The following is a 25852-nucleotide window of genomic DNA, read 5'->3' as shown; positions in this document are numbered from 1 at the left end:
CCTTAAGGGTGGGCACGCTTGACGCGTGGGGGTTTTGCCTCCGGCGGTTGGTTGTCTGTATGCCTGTGGCATGGTTCTTCGTTTATTCTGTTTGCCCTCCCGGCGGGTTGGTTTCTGTGCGCACCTGCTGCGGTGGTTCTTTCTCTTCTTATTGGTTTCTGTGCGCCTGCGGTGTTGGCCTTTCCTTGATTTGATATTGGTCTATTAGCGTCGCCCCGCACAGGGGCGACGCTAATAGACCACCAAGAAATCAAGGAAAGGCCAACGCCGTAAGCACACCAACCAATGCCGCCGCCAAAGGCAAAAAACCAACCTTCAGATTGGCTTAATATCAGCCGCCTGCTTCCCCTTCGGCCCCTGCTTGATTTCGAAACTAACCTTCTGATTTTCCTGCAGCGACTTGAACCCCTCGCTGCGAATCTCTGAAAAATGTGCAAACAGATCTTCGCCACCGTCGTCCGGCGTGATAAAGCCAAATCCCTTTGCGTCGTTGAACCACTTCACTGTACCGGTCGGCATGTCGATTCCTCGCTTGCACCTTGGTTGATCGGGGCTGCAGTCGCCGTCTAGCGCCTGCTACTACTGCTGGCTCAAGACAGTTCCCGCAGCTGCTGCTTGACTTTACGCCTGTTTGCGCGCCGACGCTTTGGCTGGATTTTTTCCGCTGCGGCAACCGCCGCCGCAAACAGCACGCAACGCACCAGGCATGGGCGCGCACAAGCACGCCACCGCCCGCAATCAGATAAGATCGTCCCTATCGACAGTCCATTCCGGGCCGCGCAGGTCCCGCCACCGTCCCACGACCGACCGCGCGACCTATCGTTCTCCAACTCACAGGAACCCAGCATGGCCATCTCAAGCTATACCGATACCCGGCTTCTGATCAACGGCGAGTGGTGCGACGCCGCCAGCGGTAAAACCCTCGACGTCGTCAACCCCGCCACCGGCAAGGCCATCGGCAAAGTCGCCCACGCCGGCATCGCCGACCTGGACCGGGCGCTGGCCGCCGCGCAGCGCGGCTTCGAAGCCTGGCGCAAGATTCCCGCCAACGAACGCGCAACCACGATGCGTAAAGCCGCGGCGCTGGTGCGCGAGCGCGCGTCGGACATCGCCCGCCTGATGACCCAGGAACAGGGCAAGCCGTTCGCCGAAGCACGTGTCGAGGTGCTGTCCGCCGCGGACATCATCGAATGGTTCGCCGACGAAGGCCGCCGCGTCTACGGCCGGGTCGTGCCGTCACGCAATCTGGCAGCGCAGCAACTGGTTTTCAAGGAGCCGATCGGCCCGGTGGCGGCGTTCACGCCGTGGAATTTCCCGATCAACCAGGTCGTACGCAAGCTGAGCGCGGCGCTCGCGAGCGGCTGCTCGTTCCTCGTCAAGGCGCCGGAAGAAACCCCGGCGTCGCCGGCGGCTCTGCTGCAGGCCTTCGTCGAAGCCGGTGTGCCGGCGGGTACGGTCGGCCTCGTGTTCGGCGACCCGGCCGAGATTTCGAGCTATCTGATCCCGCATCCGGTAATCCGCAAGGTCACGTTCACGGGCTCGACGCCGGTCGGCAAGCAATTGGCCGCGTTGGCAGGCGCGCACATGAAGCGCGCGACGATGGAACTGGGCGGTCATGCGCCCGTCATCGTGGCCGAAGACGCGGACGTCGCGCTGGCAGTCAAGGCGGCGGGCGGCGCGAAGTTCCGCAACGCCGGCCAGGTGTGCATCTCGCCCACGCGCTTTCTCGTGCACAACAGCATCCGCGAAGCGTTCTCGGCGGCGCTCGTCAAGCATGCGGAAGGCCTCAAGCTCGGCGACGGTCTCGCGGAAGGCACGACCCTGGGGCCGCTCGCCAACGCGCGCCGTCTCACCGCGATGGCCAAGGTGCTCGACGATGCGCGCAAGACCGGCGCCAAGGTCGAAACGGGTGGCGAACGCGTGGGCTCGGAAGGCAACTTCTTCGCGCCGACCGTGCTGACCAACGTGTCGCTCGAGGCAGACGTATTCAACAACGAGCCGTTCGGCCCGATCGCCGCGATCCGTGGTTTCGACACGCTCGAAGAGGCGATCGCCGAAGCAAACCGTCTGCCGTACGGGCTCGCCGGTTATGCGTTCACGAAGTCGTTCAGCAACGTGCATCAGCTGTCGCAACAGCTTGAAGTCGGCATGCTGTGGATCAATCAGCCTGCCACCCCCACGCCGGAAATGCCGTTTGGCGGCGTGAAAGACTCCGGCTACGGCTCGGAAGGCGGACCGGAAGCCATGGAAGCTTATCTGGTCACCAAGGCGGTTACGGTAATGGCTGTGTAAGCTGGTTTTTTCGACTTTATAACTGCCAACTGTGTCAGGTCCGCGAGGGGTTCTTTGCGGACCTTTTTATTGTTATGAACGACAACGCGCCTCGTTTTATTCAACCTACGCTGACCGGACAGACTGTCGAGCTTCGGCCGCTTCAGCAGGAACACGCGCAGGCTCTGCTCGACGCCGCCGCGGACGGTCAACTCTGGAACATGAAGCTGACCGTCGTACCGGGGCCCGAAACCGTCGGCAGTTACATCGCTGCTGCATTGGAAGGGAAACAGGCCGGCACGGTGATGCCCTTCGTGATCGTCAGGCGCGATACCGGCGCGATCGTCGGCAGCACGCGGTTCTGGAAGATCGACCGGGCGAATCGAAAGCTGGAAATCGGTCACACGTGGCTGAGCGGGTCGGTGCAACGCTCGGGGGTCAATACCGAAGCGAAATATCTTTTGCTGACTCACGCGTTCGAGGTCATGCAGTGCGTGCGCGTGCAGTTCACCACGGACGAACTCAACGAGAAATCCAGAGCGGCAATTCTGCGGATCGGCGCCAAACAGGAAGGCATTGTCCGACACGAACGCATCATGCCGGATGGCCGCAAGCGCAATTCGGTGCGCTTTAGCATTATCGATTCCGAGTGGGCGCAGGTGAAGGCGATGCTCGAGCGGAAGTTGGGACAGTAAGTAAAAACGCCGCGAGTCGACGCCTTCGATACGCTCGACGACAGTGACGAACTTGTTTTTACATGCTTATCACGCGCGAGTTTTGATGACCCGCGTGACCATCGCGCACGGATGTAATCGTGGATGCAATCGCGTCAAAAGCGTTGCGATATGAACATAGCGGTCAAGGCAGCATCCGCTGCAAGACCTGATCCTTGAGAATGAAGCGGTGAAACAGCGCGGCCGCGATGTGCAGTCCGATCAGCGCTAACAGCACCCAGGCCAGAACCCCGTGGACGTCACCCATCGTGTGGCCGACTTGCGAACCGGTCGGCAACAGGCTCGGATAAGGCAGCAGGCCGGCCAGTTTGACGGACCATCCACGCGACGATGCGTTGGCCCAACCCAGCAACGGCACACCGACCAGCGCGACGTACAGAAGAGCGTGCGTGATGCGCGAAACAACGCCAAGCATCGGCGAAAGCGAAGCGGGCGCAGGCGGATGCGTCAGACGCCAGACTATTCTCACCGCCACTGCTGCTATCAGTGCCGCGCCAACGCCGAGATGCCACGCGATCAAGCCCGTGGGCAGCGTGCCCTTATGAATGTCGGGCATGGTCCAGCCGATCACGAACTGCGCGGCTATCAATACCACCACCAGCCAGTGAAGAAACTTCGCTACGCCGTCATAGCTTGCGGCATATCGCGGGAAAATGGCTTCGTCAGATCGCATCGTCGTGAGAGTTTGTTAGCCATCGTTTAGCGGCGGCGTCGTTGCATCGACGTCCAGGAATGTTGGCCGCAAGCGCTGTGCATGCTACGGCCCGAACCTTAAGACAAGCTGATGTCGCTCGACCGGGGCTCACCCCGCCGAATGGGCCGGTTGCGCATAGGTATCGCACAAAACATACGATTTTCGGTCCATGACGCTGCTTCCCATCTCGAGTCTGAAACTGAATGTTTCCGCCGGACACGCGCGAAACGATATGCCGCGCCGCGCGCGCCGCGCCCTCTTACTGGCCCACGAATCGGCCGGCGCGAAAGCGTCTGACGCGACGATGCGGGACGCTTTTCATAACGTGGTCAACGGCTTGACTGGAATCCTGGCGCCTGCAACCCGCCCAATCGCAGCGCCAGAAAATCCCGGCGATTCGCCGCACTCACGCCGCCAGTGTGCAAAGGAAACGACACGTCCTGTTACACACAAACACACCGGTAATCTGACCGCTCAGTAGAGTTCGATCACACGTAAAGGGGAAATCAACGTCATGAAAAGAATTCTCGCGCTGATACTGATGGCCGTCATTTTCGGGAGTGCATTAGGCGGTTGCATCGTGGTCCCTGAGGGCGGCGGTTACTACCACGATCATGACCATTATCACGGCCACGAACACGACGACCACGACTGAACGCAGCCTGCCTGTGCGATCCCACTTTCAATTCTAAAACCCGAGAATAAATCATGAGCATTTCACGAAACCGTTGGGTATCCATGGCCGTCGTTGCCAGTCTGGGCATAGGCGCATCGTCGGTCGCGCTGGCTCACGTCGACGTCGGCGTGAACATCGGCATTCCAGGCGCCGTGTACGCACCCGAACCGGTGTACGCACCGCCTCCGCCGGTCTACGTCCAACCGCCTCCGGTGGTGGTCGTGAGTCCGGGCTGGTACGGCGAGCGGTATTACGACGGTCATCGCTATTGGGAACGACGGGAGTGGGAAGAGCGTCACCATGAGAACCGTGAATGGCACGACGCGCGTGATTATCGCGGCGGCCCGCACGGCGACTGGCACGGCCACGATGGCGGGGACCATGGTGACTGGCACGGTCATGGAGACGACCACGGCCGGGGTGATCACTAAGGCGCAGGCGACGGCGTCGTCCGTGACGACGCTGGGTCACACAAGCCTGCGCGTCACACCATTTGCAGGAGCGACGATTTGATACGCAGCGATCCACGGCGTGTAACGGCGCAATTCGACGGCACGCTCATCACCGCCGAATACAGCGAACAGACCGGCCAATTGTGTTTGCGTCAGGACGGCGCCGTGCTCCGCGAATGGTTTCCGCCTCATTCGTGGATCGCGATTGCGTCGGTGGCGGGCGCGCGGCACTGGGGCACAAAGCCCACTGACGACGACCTTCTCGCGCTGCTGCGAAATGAGGTGATGTTGTTGCGCGCGCTATAGCGAGTATCGGCGGGTGCCAGGGCAGTGTGTCACGCGATGGAATTCGCGGTCACGCCCCCCGTTTTGTTGCAAAACGGGTTGAATGCAGGGAAGCTGAAAAAACGAAAAAATGCAAAAGGCCGGCGGCCGGATATTTTCCGGCGCCGGCCTTTTTCAACACGACTCGCGAATTACTCGGCGAGCCGCCTGGTGATGCACTTAACGCGCGTTGTAAATCGGCGGCGAGTAGGAACTCAGCGTCGTGTCCGAGTGACCGGCTTGCCACGTGCCGTTGCTGCCCGAACCATAACCGCTGGTATCGGCTTGCGCGGCGTCCTTCTGTTCTGAGACGCGTTGCCCCGCAGCCTGGGTGTTTTGCTGCGCAGGGGCGACCGGTTGATTCGACTGGGCAAACGAAGCAATCGGCGCGCTGAGAACAACAGCAATAGCAACAGCTTTGATGAGCGAATTCATGAAGCCACCTCCAGAGATTGTCTTATACGCGCTGCAGATGTGACTTTTTTTGCAGCCGATTGATACAGTCTAGGAGCGAATCGATTGGGGATAAATCCTCGATTCCTGAATTCACTGTTGCTTCAGACACTACAATGGTAAACGCCCGCCCTTCAAGGGATTGCCGCGGTGAGTCCACGAGCAGGTCAGCGGCCGCGCCGGCACGGCGCCCCGCCCGTTTTCTCACACCACCGCGACGCCCACGTAGTTTTCCGCCATTGCTGTGGCCGCCGCGCGCGAAGTCGTCACGTATTCGAGTTCGGCGACCTGAAGCTGCCGTTCGAACGGCGACGCGCCTTCGATGCGGTGCATCATGCTCGTCATCCAGTACGAGAAATGCTCGGCGCGCCAGACGCGCTTAAGCGCGGTTTCGCTATAGCTGTCGAGCAGATCGCTGCGATTTTCGACGTAGAACGCGCTCAGTGCTTTCGTCAGCACCCGGACGTCGGCGACGGCGAGATTCATGCCCTTGGCGCCGGTCGGCGGCACGATATGCGCGGCGTCGCCGGCGAGAAAGAGCCGCCCATGCTGCATCGTGGCCGACACGAAACTGCGCATGCCGACAATGTTCTTCTGGAAGATCTTGCCGTCCACGACGTGCTGGCCGTCATGCGAATCGACGCGCGCGTGCAGTTCGGCCCAGATTCGGTCGTCGGACCAGTTATCGACCGAGTCCTTCGGATCGCACTGAAAATACATGCGTTGCACGTTCGCTGAGCGCGTGCTGACCAGCGCAAAGCCGCGTTCGTGACGCGCGTAGATCAATTCATCCGATGACGGCGGCCCTTCGCAAAGAATGCCAAACCAGCCGAACGGATAGACGCGTTCATAGTCCTCGCGCAAAGCCTGCGGAATCGACGCGCGCGACACGCCTTGCGAGCCGTCGCAGCCGATCACGAAGTCGCATTGCAGTTCGCGGTCTTCGCCTTCGTGACGATAACGGATCGACGGTGTGTCGGTATCGATGCCGTGCAGCGACGTATCCGACACGTTGAAACGCAACGCCCCGCCGGCGGCGACGCGCGCGGCCACCAGGTCCTTGATGACTTCGTGCTGCGCGTAGACCGTGATCGAATGGCCGGTGAGTCCGGTCAAGTCGATGCGGCGCCGCTTGCCTTCGAAAGCGAGTTCGAAGCCATGATGCAGCGCGCCTTCGGCCTTCATCCGCGCGCCGACTCCGGCTTCGGTGAGCAGGTCCATCGTGCCCTGTTCGAGCACGCCGGCGCGGATAGTGGATTCGATCTGTTCGCGGCTGCGCGTTTCGAGCACAACGGATTCGATGCCGCGCAAATGAAGAAGATGGGAAAGAAGCAGGCCTGCCGGCCCGGCACCGATGATGCCGACTTGGGTGCGCATGGGTTGTCTCCTGAATGCGGTGTTTGATTTGCGCTCAGTTTGACAATCATGGGCGGTATCGCGCAACGCGATATGGTAGATAAGCAGTATCTGATTTTGAGATATGACATCGCCTATCCAAACAGCAACGGCGGCACGGATCTCCACATTTCAACAATACTTGAAATTTGGAAATAAATAACGTATCGTCCGCGTCATGGACTCAAATCTCGTTGTACGCGCGCTCAGCGCGCTCGCCCATGATTCGCGCCTCGCCATCTTCCGCACGCTGGTCATTGCCGGCCCGAACGGCATGGCGGCCGGCGAGATCGCGCAGAAACTGGGGCTCTCCCCTTCCAGCCTGTCGTTCCATCTCAAGGACCTGTCACATGCGGACCTCGTGAACTCGCGCCAGGATGGGCGTTTCGTCATCTACACAGCGAATTTCGACGCGATGACCGGCCTGATCGGCTTCCTCACGGAAAACTGCTGCGCCGGAGCGCCATGCGCCGTCAGCGATATTCCAAACTGCTGTGCAGACAAGCCATAGAGCTCGCGGCATTGGTACGAAGCAAAATCACATTGAAGATTCGAAGGTAACCGCCATGAGCGTCACGATCTATCACAACCCCGATTGCGGCACGTCGCGCAACACGCTCGCAATGATCCGTAACGCCGGTATCGAACCCGTCATCATCGACTATCTGCAAACACCTCAGGACCGCGAAACGCTGACAAGCCTGATCGCACGCGCGGGCCTGAGCGTACGCGGAGCGCTGCGCGAAAAAGGCACGCCCTATGCCGAGCTCGGCCTCGACGATATGAGCTTGAGCGACGAACAATTACTGACGGCGATGCTGGAACACCCGATCCTGATCAACCGGCCATTTGTCGTGACGCCGCTCGGGGTTCGGCTATGCCGGCCGTCCGAGGTGGTGCTCGAGATCCTGCCTGCGGCGCAACAAGGCCCGTTTTCCAAAGAGGACGGCGAAGCGGTGATCGACCGCGAAGGACGCAGGGTCCGATGATGCAGCAGGATCTCCCCAACGTCAGCGCGGCGCTTCTGGACAGGCCGGATCTGCACAAGCTCGAACCGCGCGAGGTGTCGCGACACGCCCCACGTATTCTGCTGCTCTACGGCTCGTTGCGCCCGACGTCGTACAGCCGTTTCCTCACGCTCGAAGCCGAGCGGATTCTGCGCCGGTTCGGCGCGGAAACACAAGTCTTCGATCCGCACGGTCTCCCGCTGACGGACAGCGTCGCAGCAGACCATCCGAAGGTGATGGAACTGCGCACGCTCTCCGAATGGTCGGAAGGCCAGGTATGGTGCAGCCCCGAGCGTCACGGCACGCTGACCGCTGTATTCAAGAACCAGATCGACTGGCTGCCGCTGGAAAGCGGCGGTGTCCGGCCGACTCAGGGGCGCACGTTAGCCGTGATGCAGGTGTGCGGCGGCTCGCAATCGTTCAATGCGGTCAACGCGCTGCGCGTGCTGGGCCGATGGATGCGCATGGTCACCATCCCCAATCAGTCATCGGTGGCGAAGGCGTATCAGGAGTTCGACGCTGATGGCCGGATGAAGCCCTCCGCCTATTACGATCGCGTCGTCGACGTGATGGAAGAATTGTATAAGTTCACGCTGCTGGTGCGCGACCGGTCGGACTATCTGACGGATCGCTATAGCGAACGCAAGGAAGCGCATCCCGAGCTTGCGACGGCGCTCGCGGCGAATGCTATGGATCACGAAGCGAACGTCGCCGACGTCGACGCAAACAGCGATGCCGACGCCAGCGAAACCGAATGACGGCGCCCCGCTGCGCAAACGGTTAGGCTACGCGAGGAACAAGCGATACACCGGGTTGCCGGTCTCTTCCCAGTACGGATAACCGAGCGTCGCGAGAAAGCGCTCGAACTCGCCGTTCTCGCTTTCCGGCACCTGAATGCCGACCAGAATCGAACTGTAGTCTGCGCCCTGGTTACGGTAGTGGAACAGGCTGATATTCCAGTTCGGCGCCATCGACGACAGGAACTTCATCAGCGCACCCGGCCGCTCCGGAAACTCGAAGCGGAACAGGCGCTCATCATGCGCGAGCGGCGAACGGCCACCGACCATATAGCGGATGTGCTGCTTCGAGAGCTCATCGAACGTCAGATCGACGGTGGCAAAGCCGTGCGCTTCGAACGCGCCCGCGATCTGCGCCGACTCGCTGCGATTCCGGATCTGCACGCCGACGAAGATATGCGCGGAATTCGCATCCGCGATCCGGTAGTTGAACTCGGTCACGCTGCGCGTGCCGACCAGCTCGCAGAAACGCCGGAAGCTGCCGCGCTCTTCGGGGATTGTCACGGCGAACACCGCTTCGCGCGCTTCACCGACTTCGGCCCGTTCGGCGACGAAACGCATCCGGTCGAAGTTCATGTTCGCACCCGAGGTGATCGCGATCAGCGTCTGGTTCTCGATGCCCTCGCGCTCGGCATACTGTTTCGCGCCGGCTACAGCGAGCGAGCCGGCGGGCTCCAGCACGCTGCGGGTGTCCTGAAACACATCCTTGATCGCCGCACACAAAGCATCAGTATTCACGAGCAGCACGTCGTCGAGATATTCGCGGCACAGGCGGAAGGTTTCTTCGCCGACCAGCTTCACCGCCGTGCCGTCCGAAAACAGGCCGACTTCATTCAGCGTGACACGCTCGCCGGCTTTCAGCGACGCCGCCATCGCACACGAATCGTCGGTCTGCACGCCGATCACCTTGATCTCCGGGCGCACCGATTTCACATACGCGGCCACGCCTGCCGCCAGTCCGCCGCCGCCGATCGGCACGAAGATCGCGTGGATCGGCCCCTGATGCTGGCTGAGGATCTCCATCGCGACCGTGCCCTGGCCGGCGATCACATACGGATCGTCGAACGGATGCACGAAGGTCAGCCCGCGCGCTTCCTGTAGCGTGACGGCGTGCGCATACGCATCGCTATACGACTCACCGAACTGCACCACTTCGACAGTCGGCCCGCCATGCGCGCGCACCGCATCGACCTTCACCTGCGGAGTGGTCACCGGCACGACGATGATCGCCTTCACGCCCATGCGCGCCGCCGACAGCGCCACGCCCTGTGCATGATTGCCCGCCGACGCGGTAATCACGCCACGCTCCAGCGCCTCGGCCGGAATATGCGCCATCTTGTTGTACGCGCCGCGCACCTTGAAGGAGAACACCGGCTGGTTGTCCTCGCGCTTCAGATAGACGGGATTGCGCAACCGTGCCGACAGATTCGGCGCACGTTCGAGTTCGGTCTCGCGGGCCACGTCGTAGACGCGCGCGGTCAGGGTTTTCTTCAGGTAGTCGTGCCGGAGAGCCACGCTGTCAGCGGCTTCTGCAACCTGTTTGAGTTCGTGTAGCGGCAAGGCAAGCTCCTATGTGGCAAGGAAAAATCACCAGAGACACCCAGGAGACGGCCATAAAAAAACCCGCCTCGTGGGGCGGGTTGATGTCACTGCTATCAGACGCGCGCTAACCCACCATTCGATGAATGGTGCTAATAATCAGCGCAATACGGATGTCGAGGCAGTTCATGCAGCCGATCTTCGTTGACTTGGCCGGCTTTGTCAATCCCGCTTTATCGATCTGGCTATGGCAACTGAGCACATCGAGCGTCGTTCCCTGTGGCCGGCGCCTCGACTACAACGCATCGCGGCATCGCCACCGGCGACGCGAACTTCAGTGCTGCTACGCCTCCGCGACGCGCAAATCGGCGGCGTATTCACGCAGCGTGCTTATTCGTGCATGCCGCTTTGCTTTCTGAAGGCGCTGAGAATGCGCCGTTCCAGCGCGTTGTAATCGCGGCCGAAGTGATGGTCGCCCGACGTGCGAACGACCTCGACCCCGGTGTTGGCCAGCGCCGGACACAAGGTGTCTTTTTCGTTCTCGCCGTAGAAGCACTGCACGATCGCGGGCGGCACGCGCGCCAATTCCGGCTGCGCCTTCAGGGCCTTATCGCTCGCCGGCATGCCGAGCCAGCCGCCGACACGGATCTGAAAATCGGCGTCGGGCGCGAAGCCGAGCAGCGAGATCAGCGACACCTTCGCGCGTAGCGCGTCAGGCAAGCGGTTATAGGCGAACGGCATCACGTCGGCGCCGAACGAATAGCCGACCAGCGCGACGTGGTTCGCATGCCAGCGCACGCCATAGGTTTGCATCACGCGCGCGAGATCGCGGCTCGTCTGCGCGGGCGTTTTCTCGCTCCAGAAATAGCGCAGGCTGTCCAGGCCGATCACCGAGACGCCGTCGTTCTGCAAGGCCTGGGCGATGGTCTTGTCGAGATCGCGCCAGCCGCCGTCGCCCGAGATCACGATCGCCATCAGCCCGTTCGGATGCGCCGCGGGCAACTCGATCAGCGGCAGATCGGAGACGTCGTCCTCGTTCGCCGAAGCCGCGCGCAGATGCGGCGCGATCAATGCGACGAGGCGCGCGCGGTCGGCCGTGCCGGTTGCGGCTGTCTCGACGAAGCCCGGCACCTTGTCGCGAATCACCGTTGGGTCCGGCGGGCACGGTTGAAAGCGCGGGTCCAGATCGCGCTCTCCATCCACCGCGACCGCGCCGGCGATCGTGTTCGACGGCGCCTGCTCGAGCACATGCATCGCGAGCGTCGCGCCCTGGCCGGTGCCGGCGACGATCGGCGCGAAATACTGGCTCGATTGCGATTGCCGTTCAAGCTGGTGGCTCAACGCTTCGGCGTCGCCCACCAGTTGATGGCACGCCTCTTTTTTAGCGCTCAGGTTCGCTGCATAGCGCGCCGTATCCACGCCGACCGTCAGCGCGCCGGCCTTGGCGAGCGCATCGGCGCCCTGCTGATCAGCGGCGCTCCAGCCGCCCGCTTGCGAGTACAGCACTACGAAGCCGCGCAACGGGCCGACCGGCTGCGTGACCGACACGTCGCCGTAGCGGCCGCCGGACACAGTGGTGGCCGCGTGCGCGCCCGCGCCGCAAAGAACGAGGCTCGCCGCAACGGCGAGCTTGAAAACCGGATGCAATGTCATGAACGCCGGCCTCCCGCCAGCAATGACAGGTCCGCCAGCGTGAAGAACACGCCCACCGAACCCGACGCCGCGAGATAGCGCGGCTCCCAATGCGGCTGGAACTTGCTCTTGAAAGCGCGCAGTCCGCGGAAGTTGTAGAAGCGGCCGCCGAAGCGCCACACGATTCCCGCCAGCCGGTGCCAGCGCGACGCGAGCGGCGTGGGCTGCATGCCGGAGAGCGGCGCGATGCCGAGACTGAGCGAGCGGAAGCCCGCCTGCTTCAGATGCAGCGCCAGCTGCGTGAACAGATATTCCATCGCATACGGCGACGCGGCCTCGACGTGGCGCATCACGCCGACTGTCGCTTCGGTGTTCAGATCGGTCGTCATGAAAGTCACGAACGCGGCCGGCTCGCCGTTCTGGCGCACCAGCATGACCGACTGCGCGGCGAGATACTCATCGGTAAACGCCGCCACCGAGAAGCTCTTTTCGCGCGCGTCGCGGCTGTCGAGCCAGCCGTCCGAGATCTGCCGCAACGTATTGAGCGAAGCGGGCACGTCCGCCTGATCGATCACTTCGACGGTAAAGCCATCACGTTCGCCACGTTTGAGCGCATAGCGAAGATGCGCGCGATGCGAACCCTTCAGGTCGAAATCGTCGAGCACCACGTGGGCTTCTTCGCCGAGCTTCATGAGCGTGAGGCCGGCGTCGAGATACAACGGCAACGCGTTCGCCCGCACCTGATAGAACGCCGCGCGGCCACCGTGCGTATGCGCGAGCGCGACGAACTTGCTGATGAGGCCTGCCCACTCTTCGCGCGGACCGACCGGATCGTGCAATGCCGCCCACGTACGTCCGTATTTCGCGTACATCAGGAAGGCCTCGCGCGACTCGGAGAACAGGAAACTCTTGTCGCCCATCAGCGCGAGACCGGCGTCACTGCGTTCCTGCGCGCGCACGATGCGCGCCGCGTCCAGCAGATCTTCTTGCGCGGGCTTGACGAAGCGGCCCGGCGCCGGGCGCAGCAACTGCCAGAACGCGAAGGTGGCCGCGAAGACGCTCGCGGCCAGCGTCGCGCGCAATGCCCGCGGCGCGCGTTCGTCGAAGGCGAATTGCCACCACAGATCCTGGGTGTACGGCACGTCGCGGAACGCAAACAGCATCACCCACACGGCCAGCATCAGCACCATCGCCACCGATACCAGCCAGCCGGACGTAAAGCGCTCGGCAAACAGCGACGAATGACGGTTGAAACGACCACGCGTCGAAAGCAGCAGCGCGATCAGCATGCCGAGCACGCCCGCTTCGACGAACGCGAGACCCTTCGTCAGCGATAGCGCGAGGCTCAGCACCGCCAACAGCAATGTCATCCACCACGCGGCATCCAGACGCCGCAGCAAACCGCGCGCGACGAACAGCAGCAGCACGCCGAGCACGCTGCACAGCATCTGCGAGCTTTCGAGCACCCACAGCGGCAGCACGTCGCGCAGAATCTGAATGCGTTGCCAGAACGCGGGCGTCGCGCTGGAGATCACCAGCATGCCGCCGACCACGAAGGTCACGAGGCTCAGGAACAGCGGCGCGAGTTTCGACGCTTGCGCCGCGTGATGCAGCGGCAAACGGCTTTTCAGCGCACGGCCCTCGAAGCAGGCGAGCAGTCCCGCCGACACGATCAGCGGCACGCCGAAGTAGATCGCGCGATACGCGAGCAGCGCCGCGACCATCTGATGCGTTTGCACGCTGCCGTTCAGCGTGAACACCATCGCCGCCTCGAACACGCCGACGCCGCCAGGCGTGTGGCCGATCATGCCGAGCAGCATCGCCGCGGCATAGACCGTGATGAAGGTCACGAAGCTCACGTCCGCATGCGGCAGCAGCGCCCACAGCGCGAGACCCGCGGCCACCACGTCGAGTACGGCGAGGCCCACCTGGGCGAGCAGATCGCGGCGCGCCGGAATATCGAACGACAGCCACTGCCAGCGCGTGCGGATCGGGCGCGTTTCGCTGCCGCACGCGGCGGCCGCGAGGCCGAGCGCGGTCAATAGCGCCGCGCCGCTCCAGCCGAGCGTGAGCGGCGCGAGATGCAGCATCGACGCAAGCGGACCGGCCGCGCACACCATGCCGAGCGCCGTCATCAGCACCAGCGCGAGCGCCAGTGAGACGCTCGTGAACACCGTCATGCGGCCGATCTGCGCGGGCGTGACGCTCGCGATGCCATAGACGCGCGCGCGCACCGCCCCGCCCGTCAATGCACCGAAGCCGGTCGCATTACCAAGTGCGGAACCGGCGGTCGCGCCGATCCACAACGCCGCGCGCGGCACCACGGCGCCGAGGTAACGCAGGCCGATCGCATCGCGGCCGACCAGCGCGACGTAACTGAGCGCGGTCGCGCCGAGCGACGCAGCCCACTCGGCCGCGCTCAGGTGGCGCAACTGGCGCATCACCGAGCGGTAGTCGACAGCTTGCGACAGATGCTGCAAGACGATCAGCAGCAGCCCGCAGATGACGAGCGCGAGCACAGGCGAGAGGATGCCCCGGTTGCCAAGCGTCTTCGATACACGGTCGAACATCGCGCCTAGCCGGTCGAATTTATTGTTATGGCGGTGGAACATAGGTCAGTGCGGCCTTGCTTAGTGCTGGCTTGCTGTCGCGGCGACGGGTCGTCTGCCACGGCGTCGCCCTACTACGGCGATTACAAATGGATAACGGCACAATCTCGAAAAGGTTGACACTGTAAGGCGGTTCGTAGGGATTTATCGCGGCCGGGGAAGGTAAAGCGAAATAAGGCCGGCGGCTCGGCGGCGTGCCTGGCGACGTGGTACGCCTTGATAAACGGTCGAAATTGCCGACTGGGTTGCTGGTGTCGACCACAAAATCGCACAGCGGGCAGGATTCTAAACGCTAATTGCGACCGGGGAGATGAAGATTCGAGATCATGTCGATGACGCGCGGTCGGTAACTGCGCGATTGCGCTGGGCCTATCTGTTGGGTCTGCTCGTTTATGCCGCGCGGTGATCTTGAAGCGCCAGATTTTCGAAAGGGCTCGAACGAATACTTTGCAGATGGCTTCCAGAGGCGGCCCTCCAGCGGCCCGACGCGATTTGATGCTCTAATCGATGGCAATGCAGCGAATCGTTTTGCGCAACGCGCAAGAAGACACATGCTTTCCACCGGGACAGGAGACACGAATTGACGAACGAACAGCAACTCGAGCGCTGGCTCGCGCAGGAGCAGGAAGTATTGGCGAAGATGAACACGGGCCCCGGCGCCGGCGTTGCAACGCCTGAACAGGTCGCCGGAAAGAGCGGCCTCGAAATCATGCAGGCCATGATGAATGCCGAGCTGCCGTACGCGCCAATCGCGCGCACGCTCGACTTCACTATCATCGAAGTCAATGCGGGACACACGGTATTTCAGGGCACGCCGCTCGCGCAGCATCTGAATCCATTGGGAACCGTGCATGGCGGCTGGATCGCGACGCTGCTCGATTCCGCGCTAGGCTGCTCGGTGCATACGATGATGCCGCCAGGCCGCGGCTACACCACGGCCGAACTGAGCGTGAACTACGTGAAAGCGGTGACGCCGCGCGTACAGCGCGTGCGCGCGGAAGGCAAGGTGATTCATTGCGGACGCCAACTGGCGACGGCGGAAGCGCGCCTCGTCGGACCCGATGGCACGCTGTACGCGCATGCCACAACGACCTGCCTCGTGTTCGAGATTCCCAGCCGTTGATTCCCAACCTTCCCAACCGCCAAGGCGCGCGGGTGCTAATCCCGTACGCCTGTTTCAGCCGCAGGCCGGCGCGGCCATTACCTCGAGTGCGGTAATTACTGCGATTGCTATGTTTACCGCGCGCTTACTGCGGGCGGCGATGCGCTTCGGCGAGCACGGCGCAGGTCTGCAGATGCAGGTTCAGCGCGCGCAACGCGAGGGCGCGCAGCTTGCCGAGCCAAGTATTGTTAGCGGCGACAGTGGCGGCGCGGACGGTCGTGGTGTTGGAAGCGGTGTTCATCGTGGACTCCTGTATAGGGTTTATACCTAGGCAATAACCCGATTATAGTCTTCTGATGCCGCACCGCAACAAAAATTAAACATGCGCTCGGGCTGTTGCGCGCCGGTCACATCCGCCAGTCCACACAGTCAAAAAAAGGACCGCATCAGACCGCCAGCTTATTAACAACCCGCACCGTGCGGGTGCAATAATCACACCTTTGCCCGCGCCTGCCCGCCGCAGCCCGCCTCCATGACGCTCGCCCAGAAAGCTCTGATTGCGCCTCTCATCGTCGCGTGCGCGATGTTCATGGAAAGTGTCGATGCAAACGTGATCGTTACCGCGTTGCCGGCGATGGCGCGTGACTTCGGCCGCGATCCAGTCACGCTGAAGATCGCGGTAACGAGTTACGTGCTCGGCCTCGGCGTTTTCATTCCGGTGTGCGGCTGGCTCGCCGACCGTTTCGGCGCGCGCACGATCTTCCGCACGGCGATCGGCATCTTCGTGACCGGCTCGTTGCTGTGCGCGGCGTCGAATTCGCTGGCCACCTTCACGCTCGCGCGTTTCGTCCAGGGCGTGGGCGGCGCGATGATGGTGCCGGTCGGCCGGATCATCATCTTCCGCGTCGTGCACAAATCCGACTTCATCCGCGCGATGAATTATCTGAGTGTCCCCGCGATGCTCGGACCCGCCGCGGGGCCGTTGCTCGGCGGCTTCATCACCACCTATCTGCACTGGCGCCTGATCTTTTTCATCAACGTGCCGATCGGCATTCTCGGCATCTATCTGACCAACCGGCACATCGCCAACACGCGCGAACCGGACCCCGGTCCGCTCGACTGGATCGGCTTCTTTCTGTCGGCGGCCGGCGCGGTGCTGCTTCTGCTCGGCTTGTCGCTGGTCGGTGGGGAGCTGATTTCGAATCGGGACGCGTTCGGCATGTGCGCGTGCGGCGCCGTCCTGCTCGCGGCTTACGTCGCGTATGCTCAGCGCGTCAAACTTCCGTTGCTCGATTTGCGTTTTTTCAAAGTGCCGACCTTTCAGGCGAGCGTGCTCGGCGGATCGCTGTTTCGCATCGGCCTCGGCGCGCTGCCGTTTCTGCTGCCGCTGATGTTGCAGGAGGGGCACGGGATGAGCGCGTTCGAATCCGGGCTCATCACCTGCGCGTCCGCGTTCGGCGGCATGTTCATGCGGGCGATCGCTTCGAGCGTGCTGCATCGGTTCGGCTTCCGCTCGGTTCTCGTGGTCAATGCCGCGCTGTCCGGGCTGTCGATTGCGGCGTGCGGTCTGTTTTTTCCCGGCACACCGGTCTGGATCATCTGGGTGGTCGTGCTGCTCGGCGGCTTTTTCCCTGCACTGCAATTCACCAGCCTGAACTCGCTGACTTATGCGGAAATCGCCAGCCGCGATGTGGGGCGCGCGACTAGCCTTGGCAGCGTGGTGCAGCAGATGTCGCTCGGGCTCGGGGTGACGATCGGCGGGATCGTGCTGCAGATTTCGCGCGTGCTGCATGGGCATCCGGCGATCGCATGGTCGGATTTCTGGCCGGCGTTTCTGGTAGTTGGGTTGTGCTCGTTCGCGTCGATACCGGTTACTTTGCGGATGCCAAGGGGCGCAGGTGAGGAGATCGCGCGGGGTGGACGGGGGTGATGGTTGCGCGCTGGCGCTGGTTTTTTTGCTATGTGGACTTTACTTGTTCTCTGTGCCTACGGCGTTTGTCTGCTATGCATGCGGTGTTGGTCTTTTTTGCTGTTTGCCTACGGCGTTGGATGTTCTTCTTGCTGTGTGTCTACGGCGGTGGCCTTTCCTTGATTTCTTAGTGGTTTATTAGCGTCGCCCCTGTGCGGGGCAGGCACTTACTTTCTTTGCCGCCGCAAAGAAAGTAAGCAAAGAAAGCGGCTTCACACCGCTAACCCTTAAGCGGGTCCCCTGGCTTGGAGGGGATAGTGGAGCATCTGGAATCGGTGTTCTCGCACATTTTGCGTGAGTGACAAGGCAGTCATCCTTCCGGCGACGCTGCGCGCGCCGTAGCGGTACTTCATCAAACCGCCTGCCGGTTTCGGCGTTACTTCACGATACTGCCTGCCGGTTTCGGCGTTACTTCACGATACTGCCCGTCGGTTTCGGTGTTCGGCGTTACTTCGCAACACCGCCACCCGCTAGTGTCAGCGCCGACGTTTCGCCCAGCATGGTGGTTCGCACACCCAAACTTCAGCACCTCGCCGAGGCGCAGCTGATGGCTCCCAACAAACCAAAACGAAGTCACTGGTTTCCCTGGCAGACCCGTCCGCGGCGCACGTAGTGCAGAGTGGGATGAATGATGCCGGAGGCGCCAATCTGCGATCGGTGTTGAGAAGTACCGCTGCGGCGCGCGCAGCGCCGCCGGAAGGATGACTGCCTTGTCACCAGCGCGGAGTGTGCGAGAACACTGATTCCAGATGCTCCACTGTCCCCTCCAAGCCAGGAGACCCCGCTTAAGAGCTAGCGGTTTGAGCCGCTTTCTTTTGCCTACTTTTCTTTGCGGCCGGCAAAGAAAAGTAGGTGCCCCCCCGCACAGGGGGAACGCTAATAAACCAATATCAAATCAAGGAAAGGCCACCGCCGCAGGCACAACAACCATAGCGCCGCGCAGGCAAAAAAACCAAGAAAAACCCAACGCCGTAGGCAATCAGACACCTAATCCGCAAGAAACTTATACAGCAAACGTCGCAATTCCTCGAACTCGGTTTTCGTAAATTTCTTCAGCCGGCCGTTCAGCACGACCGGCACAATCTCCGGCAGACGCGCGGCCACTTTTTCACCCTCTTTCGTCAGCTTCAGATTGACGACGCGACGGTCTTCAATGCTGCGCGAACGTTCCAGCAAACCCTTGGCTTCCAGCTTGTCGAGCATGCGCGTCATCAGGCCCGTGTCGATACTGAGCAACTTGGACAACTCGAACGGCGTGGCAGCAGCGCCGCGGCGCAATGACAGCAGGATGCCCATTTGCTGGCTGGTGATATCCAGTTCCTTCAGTGCAGCGTCCATTTCAGTGACCAACACATTGCGCGCCTTGTTGATCGCAAACCCCACGCTTTGCGTCAAATTGAAACTCTCCGGCGTGTAGTGGTCCATGTGCGGCTCCTTGTTGGTTAAAACAAATATAACTGCATAGTCAGATACCATCAAGGATAAATTTTCGAAAGTCAGAATCTCGGCTATGCAGCGGGTTGTGGGGCACGGTTGCGTGGAATAGGCAGACGAATCCGAGCCGCCCGGCTCATGCCCGCCAACCGGCACGGTGAAAGCGGCACCTCGTCTGGTTCGAGCGCCGCCCCGTCAGTGCGCCGCCGCGACCTTTTCCGCCAGCTTCGCGTCGTAGCTCGAGTGGACGTGCACCCGCTTTTTCTCGGGAAACGCATACGCATAAGCCTTGCGCAGCGCCAGCGACGCCTCGTGAAAGCCGGACAGAATCAGCTTCTGCTTGTTCGGATAGTTGGCGATATCGCCGACCGCGAAGATACCGGGCCGCGAGCTTTCGTAGTTGGATGTATCCACATCGACGCGGCCACCGTGGATCGACAGGTTCCACTGCGCAATCGGCCCCAGGTCCGCAACCAGCCCGTACAGCACGACGAGTTGCTCGGCTTCGAGTTGAGTTTCCCCGTCGATATGACGCAGTCCGATCGATTTCAACGCGTTGTCCTGCACCGTCAGGCCGGAGATCGCACCGACGATAAAGTCCATCTCGCCCGCCTCGACCGCGCGCCGCATCGCCGCGACGCTCGAATCCGCCGCGCTGAAGCCATTGCGCCGATGCACCAGCGTCACGCGCCGCGCGACCTGGCGCAAGGCGAGCGCCCAGTCGAGCGCGGAATCGCCGCCGCCCGCCACCACCACGGTCTTGTCGGCGAAATCGGCGAGACGCGGCACGCTGTAGTGCACATGACGCGTTTCCAGCGGTACGGCTTCGGCGAGCGCCAGCTTTTGCGGTACGAACGCGCCGTTGCCGGCGGCGAGCAGAATCGCCGCGACGTCGAACACGAGACCGCGATCGGTACGCACGGTCCAGCGCCCGTCGCCGCGCTGTTCGACCGACTGGACGCGCTGTTCCAGATGGATGGGCACGTCGAACGGCTTGCACTGCGCCATCAAACGCTCCACCAGTTCACGCGCGGTACATGACGGAATCGCGGGGATGTCGTAGATCGGCTTGTCGGGATACAGTTCCGTACACTGCCCGCCGATCTTGCCGAGCGCGTCGACGATCTGGCACGACAGCCCGATCACGCCCGCCTCGAAAGCGGCGAAGAGGCCCACGGGCCCGGCGCCGACGATCAGGACATCGGTGCGAATCGGCTGCGGGAGTTGGTCTGCGTCGGGCGTCATTCGATATCTCTTGGGTAGGTCGATGAACCCACCATACAGAATCGCCCAAAGCCCGGCAACGATGCCATTACGAACCGTATGGTCGCAGGGGCCGCGCGCCGGTGGCATCGGTGGGCGAAGAAAGTGGCTAAAAAGTTGCCGTGAAGTGGTTACCTGAAAATACCAAAAACTGGTCATTTCATGAAGCCAGTCTTGCGTCTAATCTTCACTTACCGCAACGCTGAATGCGTCCAACCCGAACCCCGGAGTGAATCATGGAACAACGTCTCGACTTCTACAAAGCCAACCCCGCCGCTATCAAGGCACTAATCGGCGTCGAAGAACGCATCGGCAAATCGGCCCTCGAAAAATCGCTGACCGAACTGGTCCGCCTGCGTGCTTCGCAGATCAACGGCTGCGCGTATTGCGTCGATATGCACACGGCCGACGCCCGCAAAGGCGGCGAAACGGATCGCCGTCTGGCAACCGTGGTGGTGTGGCGCGAGACGCCGTTTTTCACCGATCGCGAACGCGCGGCGCTCGAATGGACCGAAGCAGTGACGCTGGTTTCTCACGAGCATGTGCCCGACGCGGTCTGGACCGCCGTGCGCCCGCACTTCAGCGACGAAGAACTGGTCGATCTGACGCTTCTGATCGCCGCGATCAACGCCTGGAACCGCTTCGCGATTTCGTTCCGCAAGCTGCCGGCTTGAGTGGCGCCCTGGCGTCCTCGCTGTGCAGGGCCGCGCGTGGCAGTGTGATGCGACGCGCGGCTGAGGTTGCGGCTGATATTGAATAGATTAAATTTATGGACTTATAAGAAAACAACATTATTTTTATAGTGAGCGACTTCGTATAGTCGAGTCCAGTTCGAATGCGCCCCACGCTCGGCGCCCTCCCTTCTCGCTACTGGACCACGATGAAACTACTCAAGTTCGCCCCTATCGCGATCGCCGGCGCGCTCTCCAGCGTCGCGCATGCGCAGAGCAGCCTGACGCTGTACGGCCTGATTTCGGCGGGCGTCGGCTATGCGACGAATCAGGGCGGCAAGAACGCGTGGCAGGCGCTTTCCGGCACCGATCAGAATCCGCGCTGGGGACTCAAAGGCGTCGAAGACCTGGGTGGCGGCACGACCGCGATCTTCCAGTTGGAAAACGGCTTCAATGTAATGACCGGCAATGCGTCGCAGAACGGTCGCGAATTCGGCCGCCAGGCATTCGTCGGCCTCGCCAGCAAGAAACTCGGTACGCTGACCTTCGGCCGCCAGTACGACACGGTGCACGACTACGTCGGCCCGGTGATCATCGCGAGCAACGGCGTGAACATCGGCGATAACGACAACGGCTACAACGACATCCGCGTGCAGAACGCGGTGAAATACGTGACGCCCGAATATCGCGGCCTGAAAGCCACGGCCGAATACGGCTTCAGCAACGCCACCGGTTTCGCCAACAACAGCGCGTACAGCTTCGGCGTGGGTTACGAGAACGGGCCGCTGAAGTGGAGCGCGGTATACGCGCACTACAACAATCCGTTTAGCGCCACCAATCCGGACGGCGCGATTTCGAACGACTACGCGTCGTCGCTCCTGATCTTCGCGAAGAGCGCGCTGCATCCCGCCGCCTACGCGAGCAAGCAGCGCATCTTCGGCACGGGCGGCTTCTATACGATTGGAGCAGCGCAATTTGCAGCGCTCTTCACCGATGTCCGCTACGATTACCTCGACAATTCGCATCTGCATCTGCAGAACTACAACCTGAATCTGAACTACCACGTGACACCCGCGTTCATCCTCGGCGCAGCCTATGCGTTCACGGACGGCAAATACGATGTGATCAATACGAGGCCAAAATGGCATCAGGTCAATCTGCAAGCCGACTACTTCCTGTCGAAGCGCACCGACGTCGCGCTGACCGTGATCGCGCAGCAAGCGGCTGGCGACGCGCAACACGCGCAGATCTTTGCCTATGCTCAATCCGCAAGCACGCGTCAGATGATCGCGACTGTCGGCATGCGCCACGTGTTCTGACGATGATGAACACCTTCACTCGAACGGAGGACCGGCGCGCGTTCTTGCGCACGGCGATGGGATTGGCGGTGGGCGCGTCGGTGTGGCCGATGACGGCGAGCGCCGCCGGTGCTGCTAGTGCTTCAGGTTCCGCTTCCGCATCGAGCGGTGCGTCTTCCAGCACCGCAGCTTTGCAAACTGGCACGCGCCGCAGCGTGATCATCGATTGCGATCCGGGTCAGGACGACGCGATTGCAATCATGTTCGCGCTCGGCGCCAGTGACCGGCTCGACGTGCGCGCGATCACAACCGTCGCGGGCAACGTGCCGCTCGATCTCACCGAACGCAACGCGCGAATCGTGCGCGACTGGGCTGAACGCACGCAGACGCTGCCGGTGTACGCAGGCTGTCCGCGGCCGCTAATGCGCGAACTCGTGACCGCTGCCAACGTGCACGGCAAGACCGGTCTCGAAGGCGTGCCCCTGCACGAACCGCTCGCGCCGCTCGCCCCACAGCACGCCGTCGCCTTTCTGATCGACACGCTGCGCGCGGCGCCGCCGCATAGCGTGACGCTTTGCGCGACCGGCCCCTTGACCAACCTCGCCACCGCGCTGATCGAAGCGCCCGAGGTCCGCAACGGCATCCGCGAAATCGTGCTGATGGGTGGCGCGTTCTTCGAACGCGGCAACATCACGCCGGCGGCCGAATTCAATATCTATGTCGATCCGCAAGCCGCGCAAGTCGTCTTTGCGAGCGGGGTGCCGATCGTCGTGCTGCCGCGCGACGTTGCCGTGAAAGCCGCGATCACGCCGGCACGAATCGCGCCGATTCGCGCGCTCGGCAATCGCTGCGGCACGATGGCCGCCGACATCATGGCCGCGGAAGTCGCCTATCAGAAGGGTCGTCGCGGCATCGATGAAGCGCCGATGTACGACCCTTGCGCGACCGGCTATCTGATCGAGCCGTCGCTGTTCAAGGGACGCGAGGTCAACGTGATGATAGAGACCGCCGGCGAATGGACGCTCGGCGAAACGGTGGTGGATTGGAGCGGCCACAGCGGCCGCAAACCGAACGCGACGTGGATCACCGAAGTCGACGCGGACGGTTTCTACGCCGCGCTGCGCGAGCGTCTCGCGACGTTGCCGTGAGTCTGATGCATAGGATTCGCACGGCGTCAGATATGCGCGGCGATCCACTCGCGGCACGCACGCACGTGTGGTCCGCGATCGTCGCCGGCGAGCGAGATCAGCGCAATCGAACGCGTCACGCGCGGCTTGTCGAGGCGCAGCGCGACCAGTTGCGTGTCGTGCAGATGCATCGTGTAGAGACTCGGCAGCACCGCGATCGCGAGGCCGTTGCGCACCAGTTCGTACAGCGGCTCGGTGTACTCGACGCGATACGCAACCGTCAGCTGCAAACCTTCGGCGCCGCCGGTGCGCTGCAACGCATCGCTGACGCTGCCGCGCACGAACACCGCGAGATCGCGGCCGACCAGCTTCGCCCAGGCAATGCTCCTGCGTTGCGCGAGCGGATCGTCGCGCCGCACCACCACGACGATCTGGTCTTCGAACAGGTCCTGATAGCGCAACGCGGCGGCGTTGTCCGCCGTCGCGGCATCGGGCTCATGCACGCCGACGCCGAAGTCGGCGGCGCCCTCGCGCACGGCGTCGATCAACGCGGTGTTCGGCATGTCGTTCAGCGTGAAGCGCAACGACGGTTGTTGCTTGCGCAACGATGCAAGCGCGGGCAGCAAACGTGCCGCCGCCGACGGAATCAGTCCGATGCGCACCGTTTGCACGCGCTCGGCGAAGGTGCTCGCCATATCGTCGAAGGTACCGCGCGCCTGATTGAGCAAACGCTCCGCGAGCGGCAACACGCTGGCGCCCGCATGCGTGAGCGTCAGCCGATGCGCGGAACGCGCGAACAATGGACCGCCGAGCAGGAATTCGATCTGGCGGATCGCAGCGGTCAGGGCCGGTTGCGTCAAGGCGAGCGATTGCGCGGCCTGCGTAAAGCTGCGCGCGTGCGCAAGCGTGACGAAGTACTGGATTTGCCGCAGCGTGAGCGCGGGCAGCAGGGACGAACGGTCGGTCATGGTGAGCAATGCATCGACGCAATGCGCAGCAGTATAAATGGCATGGCTACAGGATGAATCAATTGATCAATAACGAATCTTCATTGCCGAATGCCGGCAAACCGGCGCACGTCGCGCGCGGCGGCTGGCTCGAACGGCGTTTCGCGCTGACTGAACGCAAGACCAGCGTGCGTACCGAAACGATTGCGGGCATCACGTCGTTTCTTGCGGCTGCCTATTTGCTGGTGGTCATTCCGTCGCTGCTCGCGAGCGGCGGCATGGATCGCGGCGCGGCCACCACCGCGACGATCCTCGTCTTCGTGCTGAGCACCGTACTGATGGCGTTGTATGCGAACCTGCCGTTTCTGGTCGGCCCCGGCATCGGCGGCTCGGTGATTCTCGGCATCACGCTCGCGGGCGAACACGTTGCGTGGCAAACGGGCCTGGGTATCGCGTTCGTATCCGGCGTGCTGTTCCTGATCCTGACGCTAGTGGGCGCGCGCAGTCTGGTGGTGCGGCTGATTCCGGCGCAGATCAAGCTCGGACTCGGCGCGTCGATCGGTTTGTTCATCGCGGTGCTCGGTTTTCGCAACGCTGGAATGGTGATCGCCAACGCGAAAACCAATGCACTCGCGCTCGGCGACTTCTCGCGACCCGGCACGCTGGTGGCGTTGATCGGCCTCGGCGCGGCCGTCGTGCTGCAAGGGCGCCGCGTGCCCGGCGCCATCCTGTGGGCGATCCTGATTGCGGCCGGCGCCGGCGTGCCGCTCGGCGTCACGCATTGGCCTGCGTCGCTGCTGTCGTGGCCGCATGGCATCGCGCCGATCGCCTTCAAGCTCGACATCGCCGGCGCGTTGAGCGTCGCGGCAATTCCGTATCTGTTCGTGTTCTTCGCGGCGGAGTTTTTCTCGACGCTCGGTACCACCCTCGCGGTCGGCGCAAAAGCCGATCTGCTCGACGAAAACGCGAATCTGCCGAACATCAACCGGCCGTTCCTCGTCGATTCGATCGCCGCGACGCTCGGCCCTGTGTTCGGCATTCCGGCGCTCACCGCGCTGATCGAATCCGCAGCGGGCGTTGAAGCAGGCGGACGCAGCGGTTTGTCGTCGCTCGCCGCCGCCGCGATGTTCGCGCTGATGCTGCTGTTCGTGCCGGTGGCTCTCGCGATTCCGAAAGAAGCGACCGCGCCGGCGCTGATTCTGATCGGCCTGTCGATGTTCAGCACGATCCGCCACACGCATTTCGACGATTTCAGCGACTCGCTACCGGTTCTCTCGATGGTGCTGCTCACGCTGATGTCGAACAGCTTCGGCACCGGGATCGCGGGCGGCCTGCTGTGCTATGTGCTCGTCAAGCTGCTCGCCGGGCGTCTGCGCGAAGTGCCCTGGGGCTTGTATGTGCTTGCCGTGCCGCTCGGCTACTACTTCTATACCGTGGTCAAACCGCACTGAGCATCGC

At 62.3% G+C, this 25852-nt stretch carries 26 protein-coding genes; 15 read left to right on the top strand and 11 right to left on the bottom strand.

All coding sequences use genetic code 11. The features are described from left to right. Positions 1-315: 315 nt before the first annotated feature. A complete protein-coding gene (locus tag WN982_RS10260; protein ID WP_341315579.1) occupies positions 316-519 on the bottom strand; it encodes a cold-shock protein in 204 nt (67 codons plus the stop codon). Between the two features lie 327 nt (positions 520-846). Between WN982_RS10260 and WN982_RS10255 the strand changes: the two genes are divergently transcribed. Next, positions 847-2292: an NAD-dependent succinate-semialdehyde dehydrogenase gene (locus WN982_RS10255; RefSeq protein WP_341315578.1), complete on the top strand. Its 1446-nt coding sequence runs from the start codon at positions 847-849 to the stop codon at positions 2290-2292. A 74-nt stretch (positions 2293-2366) separates the two neighbouring features. Continuing rightward, positions 2367-2966: a GNAT family protein gene (locus WN982_RS10250; protein ID WP_341315577.1), complete on the top strand. Its 600-nt coding sequence runs from the start codon at positions 2367-2369 to the stop codon at positions 2964-2966. 163 nt (positions 2967-3129) lie between these two features. On the opposite strand, the gene WN982_RS10245 is transcribed toward WN982_RS10250, so the two are convergent. After that, a complete protein-coding gene (locus tag WN982_RS10245) occupies positions 3130-3678 on the bottom strand; it encodes a cytochrome b (RefSeq protein ID WP_341315576.1) in 549 nt (182 codons plus the stop codon). A 535-nt stretch (positions 3679-4213) separates the two neighbouring features. On the opposite strand from WN982_RS10245, the gene WN982_RS10240 reads away from it, so the two are divergent. The 3 genes from WN982_RS10240 to WN982_RS10230 all read left to right on the top strand — a co-directional run bounded on the left by WN982_RS10240 (position 4214) and on the right by WN982_RS10230 (position 5133). Further along, on the top strand, positions 4214-4354 hold the full coding sequence (locus tag WN982_RS10240) for a hypothetical protein (RefSeq protein ID WP_341315575.1): 141 nt from the start codon (positions 4214-4216) through the stop codon (positions 4352-4354). Positions 4355-4407: 53 nt separating this feature from the next. Next, positions 4408-4806 (top strand): hypothetical protein, encoded by a 399-nt coding sequence (locus tag WN982_RS10235; RefSeq protein ID WP_341315574.1) that lies wholly within the window; start codon positions 4408-4410, stop codon positions 4804-4806. 78 nt (positions 4807-4884) lie between these two features. Beyond that, complete coding sequence (locus WN982_RS10230) at positions 4885-5133, top strand: hypothetical protein (protein ID WP_341315573.1); 249 nt, start codon at positions 4885-4887, stop codon at positions 5131-5133. Between the two features lie 198 nt (positions 5134-5331). On the opposite strand, the gene WN982_RS10225 is transcribed toward WN982_RS10230, so the two are convergent. Together WN982_RS10225 and WN982_RS10220 are read right to left on the bottom strand one after the other, a co-directional pair. Then, positions 5332-5586 (bottom strand): hypothetical protein, encoded by a 255-nt coding sequence (locus WN982_RS10225; protein WP_341315572.1) that lies wholly within the window; start codon positions 5584-5586, stop codon positions 5332-5334. Between the two features lie 222 nt (positions 5587-5808). Continuing rightward, a complete protein-coding gene (locus tag WN982_RS10220; RefSeq protein WP_341315571.1) occupies positions 5809-6981 on the bottom strand; it encodes a 4-hydroxybenzoate 3-monooxygenase in 1173 nt (390 codons plus the stop codon). A 196-nt stretch (positions 6982-7177) separates the two neighbouring features. Between WN982_RS10220 and WN982_RS10215 the strand changes: the two genes are divergently transcribed. From WN982_RS10215 to arsH, 3 genes are read left to right on the top strand one after another with little or no spacing between them, the layout of a single operon-like run. Beyond that, positions 7178-7510, top strand: a complete 333-nt coding sequence (locus tag WN982_RS10215) for a metalloregulator ArsR/SmtB family transcription factor (protein ID WP_341315570.1) — start codon at positions 7178-7180, stop codon at positions 7508-7510. 55 nt (positions 7511-7565) lie between these two features. Further along, a complete protein-coding gene (arsC, locus tag WN982_RS10210; RefSeq protein WP_341315569.1) occupies positions 7566-7988 on the top strand; it encodes an arsenate reductase (glutaredoxin) in 423 nt (140 codons plus the stop codon). Next, positions 7988-8764, top strand: coding sequence for an arsenical resistance protein ArsH (gene arsH, locus WN982_RS10205; protein WP_341315768.1), 777 nt, complete (start codon positions 7988-7990; stop codon positions 8762-8764). Before arsC ends, arsH begins: the two co-directional genes overlap by 1 nt. Positions 8765-8791: 27 nt before the next feature. Here the strand turns inward: arsH and ilvA are convergent, their stop codons facing one another. Next, positions 8792-10363: a threonine ammonia-lyase, biosynthetic gene (gene ilvA, locus WN982_RS10200; RefSeq protein WP_341315568.1), complete on the bottom strand. Its 1572-nt coding sequence runs from the start codon at positions 10361-10363 to the stop codon at positions 8792-8794. Between the two features lie 167 nt (positions 10364-10530). Between ilvA and WN982_RS10195 the strand changes: the two genes are divergently transcribed. Next, complete coding sequence (locus tag WN982_RS10195; RefSeq protein WP_341315567.1) at positions 10531-10761, top strand: hypothetical protein; 231 nt, start codon at positions 10531-10533, stop codon at positions 10759-10761. On the opposite strand, the gene WN982_RS10190 is transcribed toward WN982_RS10195, so the two are convergent. Beyond that, entirely contained in the window at positions 10733-11995 is a 1263-nt protein-coding gene (locus WN982_RS10190; RefSeq protein WP_341315566.1) for an AcvB/VirJ family lysyl-phosphatidylglycerol hydrolase, read from the bottom strand. The genes WN982_RS10195 and WN982_RS10190 overlap by 29 nt on opposite strands. Beyond that, entirely contained in the window at positions 11992-14544 is a 2553-nt protein-coding gene (mprF, locus tag WN982_RS10185) for a bifunctional lysylphosphatidylglycerol flippase/synthetase MprF (protein WP_341315565.1), read from the bottom strand. Before mprF ends, WN982_RS10190 begins: the two co-directional genes overlap by 4 nt. A gap of 679 nt (positions 14545-15223) precedes the next feature. Between mprF and WN982_RS10180 the strand changes: the two genes are divergently transcribed. Continuing rightward, positions 15224-15706, top strand: coding sequence for a PaaI family thioesterase (locus WN982_RS10180; RefSeq protein ID WP_341315767.1), 483 nt, complete (start codon positions 15224-15226; stop codon positions 15704-15706). 124 nt (positions 15707-15830) lie between these two features. On the opposite strand, the gene WN982_RS10175 is transcribed toward WN982_RS10180, so the two are convergent. After that, positions 15831-15986 carry a hypothetical protein gene (locus WN982_RS10175; protein WP_341315564.1) on the bottom strand — a complete coding sequence of 52 codons (156 nt, stop codon included), beginning with the start codon at positions 15984-15986 and terminating at the stop codon, positions 15831-15833. A 231-nt stretch (positions 15987-16217) separates the two neighbouring features. Between WN982_RS10175 and WN982_RS10170 the strand changes: the two genes are divergently transcribed. Next, the gene (locus WN982_RS10170) at positions 16218-17615 is read left to right on the top strand and encodes an MFS transporter (RefSeq protein ID WP_341315563.1); all 1398 of its coding nucleotides are present in this window, start codon (positions 16218-16220) and stop codon (positions 17613-17615) included. A gap of 1026 nt (positions 17616-18641) precedes the next feature. Here the strand turns inward: WN982_RS10170 and WN982_RS10165 are convergent. Together WN982_RS10165 and WN982_RS10160 are read right to left on the bottom strand one after the other, a co-directional pair. Then, positions 18642-19079 (bottom strand): MarR family transcriptional regulator, encoded by a 438-nt coding sequence (locus WN982_RS10165; protein WP_341315562.1) that lies wholly within the window; start codon positions 19077-19079, stop codon positions 18642-18644. 204 nt (positions 19080-19283) lie between these two features. Continuing rightward, the gene (locus WN982_RS10160; RefSeq protein WP_341315561.1) at positions 19284-20333 is read right to left on the bottom strand and encodes an NAD(P)/FAD-dependent oxidoreductase; all 1050 of its coding nucleotides are present in this window, start codon (positions 20331-20333) and stop codon (positions 19284-19286) included. 254 nt (positions 20334-20587) lie between these two features. On the opposite strand from WN982_RS10160, the gene WN982_RS10155 reads away from it, so the two are divergent. The 3 genes from WN982_RS10155 to WN982_RS10145 all read left to right on the top strand — a co-directional run bounded on the left by WN982_RS10155 (position 20588) and on the right by WN982_RS10145 (position 23468). Beyond that, positions 20588-21025, top strand: a complete 438-nt coding sequence (locus tag WN982_RS10155) for a carboxymuconolactone decarboxylase family protein (RefSeq protein ID WP_341315560.1) — start codon at positions 20588-20590, stop codon at positions 21023-21025. Between the two features lie 206 nt (positions 21026-21231). Continuing rightward, positions 21232-22341, top strand: coding sequence for a porin (locus WN982_RS10150; RefSeq protein WP_341315559.1), 1110 nt, complete (start codon positions 21232-21234; stop codon positions 22339-22341). A 2-nt stretch (positions 22342-22343) separates the two neighbouring features. Then, entirely contained in the window at positions 22344-23468 is a 1125-nt protein-coding gene (locus WN982_RS10145; protein WP_341315558.1) for a nucleoside hydrolase, read from the top strand. A gap of 26 nt (positions 23469-23494) precedes the next feature. Here WN982_RS10145 and WN982_RS10140 read toward each other — a convergent pair whose 3' ends face one another. Further along, a complete protein-coding gene (locus tag WN982_RS10140; RefSeq protein ID WP_341315557.1) occupies positions 23495-24415 on the bottom strand; it encodes a LysR family transcriptional regulator in 921 nt (306 codons plus the stop codon). Positions 24416-24468: 53 nt separating this feature from the next. Here WN982_RS10140 and WN982_RS10135 point away from each other — a divergent pair, with 53 nt between their 5' ends. Continuing rightward, positions 24469-25845, top strand: a complete 1377-nt coding sequence (locus WN982_RS10135; RefSeq protein WP_341315556.1) for an NCS2 family permease — start codon at positions 24469-24471, stop codon at positions 25843-25845. The last annotated feature ends 7 nt before the right edge of the window (positions 25846-25852 follow it).

Origin of the sequence: Paraburkholderia sp. IMGN_8 (assembly GCF_038050405.1) — a bacterium.
GTDB lineage: Bacteria > Pseudomonadota > Gammaproteobacteria > Burkholderiales > Burkholderiaceae > Paraburkholderia.
Note: the sequence above shows the minus strand (reverse complement) of the source record. Positions and strands in the feature narration are given on the sequence as shown.

Coding starts and splice junctions, on each gene's coding strand:
- WN982_RS10195 (WP_341315567.1), top strand. CDS start 10,531: ATGCAGCCGATCTTCGTTGACTTGGCCGGCTTTGTCAATCCCGCTTTA.
- WN982_RS10240 (WP_341315575.1), top strand. CDS start 4,214: ATGAAAAGAATTCTCGCGCTGATACTGATGGCCGTCATTTTCGGGAGT.
- WN982_RS10150 (WP_341315559.1), top strand. CDS start 21,232: ATGAAACTACTCAAGTTCGCCCCTATCGCGATCGCCGGCGCGCTCTCC.
- arsC (WP_341315569.1), top strand. CDS start 7,566: ATGAGCGTCACGATCTATCACAACCCCGATTGCGGCACGTCGCGCAAC.
- WN982_RS10165 (WP_341315562.1), bottom strand. CDS start 19,079: ATGGACCACTACACGCCGGAGAGTTTCAATTTGACGCAAAGCGTGGGG.
- WN982_RS10145 (WP_341315558.1), top strand. CDS start 22,344: ATGATGAACACCTTCACTCGAACGGAGGACCGGCGCGCGTTCTTGCGC.
- WN982_RS10220 (WP_341315571.1), bottom strand. CDS start 6,981: ATGCGCACCCAAGTCGGCATCATCGGTGCCGGGCCGGCAGGCCTGCTT.
- WN982_RS10245 (WP_341315576.1), bottom strand. CDS start 3,678: ATGCGATCTGACGAAGCCATTTTCCCGCGATATGCCGCAAGCTATGAC.
- WN982_RS10235 (WP_341315574.1), top strand. CDS start 4,408: ATGAGCATTTCACGAAACCGTTGGGTATCCATGGCCGTCGTTGCCAGT.
- WN982_RS10260 (WP_341315579.1), bottom strand. CDS start 519: ATGCCGACCGGTACAGTGAAGTGGTTCAACGACGCAAAGGGATTTGGC.
- WN982_RS10255 (WP_341315578.1), top strand. CDS start 847: ATGGCCATCTCAAGCTATACCGATACCCGGCTTCTGATCAACGGCGAG.
- WN982_RS10160 (WP_341315561.1), bottom strand. CDS start 20,333: ATGACGCCCGACGCAGACCAACTCCCGCAGCCGATTCGCACCGATGTC.
- WN982_RS10155 (WP_341315560.1), top strand. CDS start 20,588: ATGGAACAACGTCTCGACTTCTACAAAGCCAACCCCGCCGCTATCAAG.
- WN982_RS10170 (WP_341315563.1), top strand. CDS start 16,218: ATGACGCTCGCCCAGAAAGCTCTGATTGCGCCTCTCATCGTCGCGTGC.
- WN982_RS10250 (WP_341315577.1), top strand. CDS start 2,367: ATGAACGACAACGCGCCTCGTTTTATTCAACCTACGCTGACCGGACAG.
- WN982_RS10190 (WP_341315566.1), bottom strand. CDS start 11,995: ATGACATTGCATCCGGTTTTCAAGCTCGCCGTTGCGGCGAGCCTCGTT.
- arsH (WP_341315768.1), top strand. CDS start 7,988: ATGCAGCAGGATCTCCCCAACGTCAGCGCGGCGCTTCTGGACAGGCCG.
- mprF (WP_341315565.1), bottom strand. CDS start 14,544: ATGTTCGACCGTGTATCGAAGACGCTTGGCAACCGGGGCATCCTCTCG.
- WN982_RS10180 (WP_341315767.1), top strand. CDS start 15,224: ATGAACACGGGCCCCGGCGCCGGCGTTGCAACGCCTGAACAGGTCGCC.
- WN982_RS10215 (WP_341315570.1), top strand. CDS start 7,178: ATGGACTCAAATCTCGTTGTACGCGCGCTCAGCGCGCTCGCCCATGAT.
- WN982_RS10140 (WP_341315557.1), bottom strand. CDS start 24,415: ATGACCGACCGTTCGTCCCTGCTGCCCGCGCTCACGCTGCGGCAAATC.
- WN982_RS10225 (WP_341315572.1), bottom strand. CDS start 5,586: ATGAATTCGCTCATCAAAGCTGTTGCTATTGCTGTTGTTCTCAGCGCG.
- WN982_RS10175 (WP_341315564.1), bottom strand. CDS start 15,986: ATGAACACCGCTTCCAACACCACGACCGTCCGCGCCGCCACTGTCGCC.
- WN982_RS10135 (WP_341315556.1), top strand. CDS start 24,469: ATGAATCAATTGATCAATAACGAATCTTCATTGCCGAATGCCGGCAAA.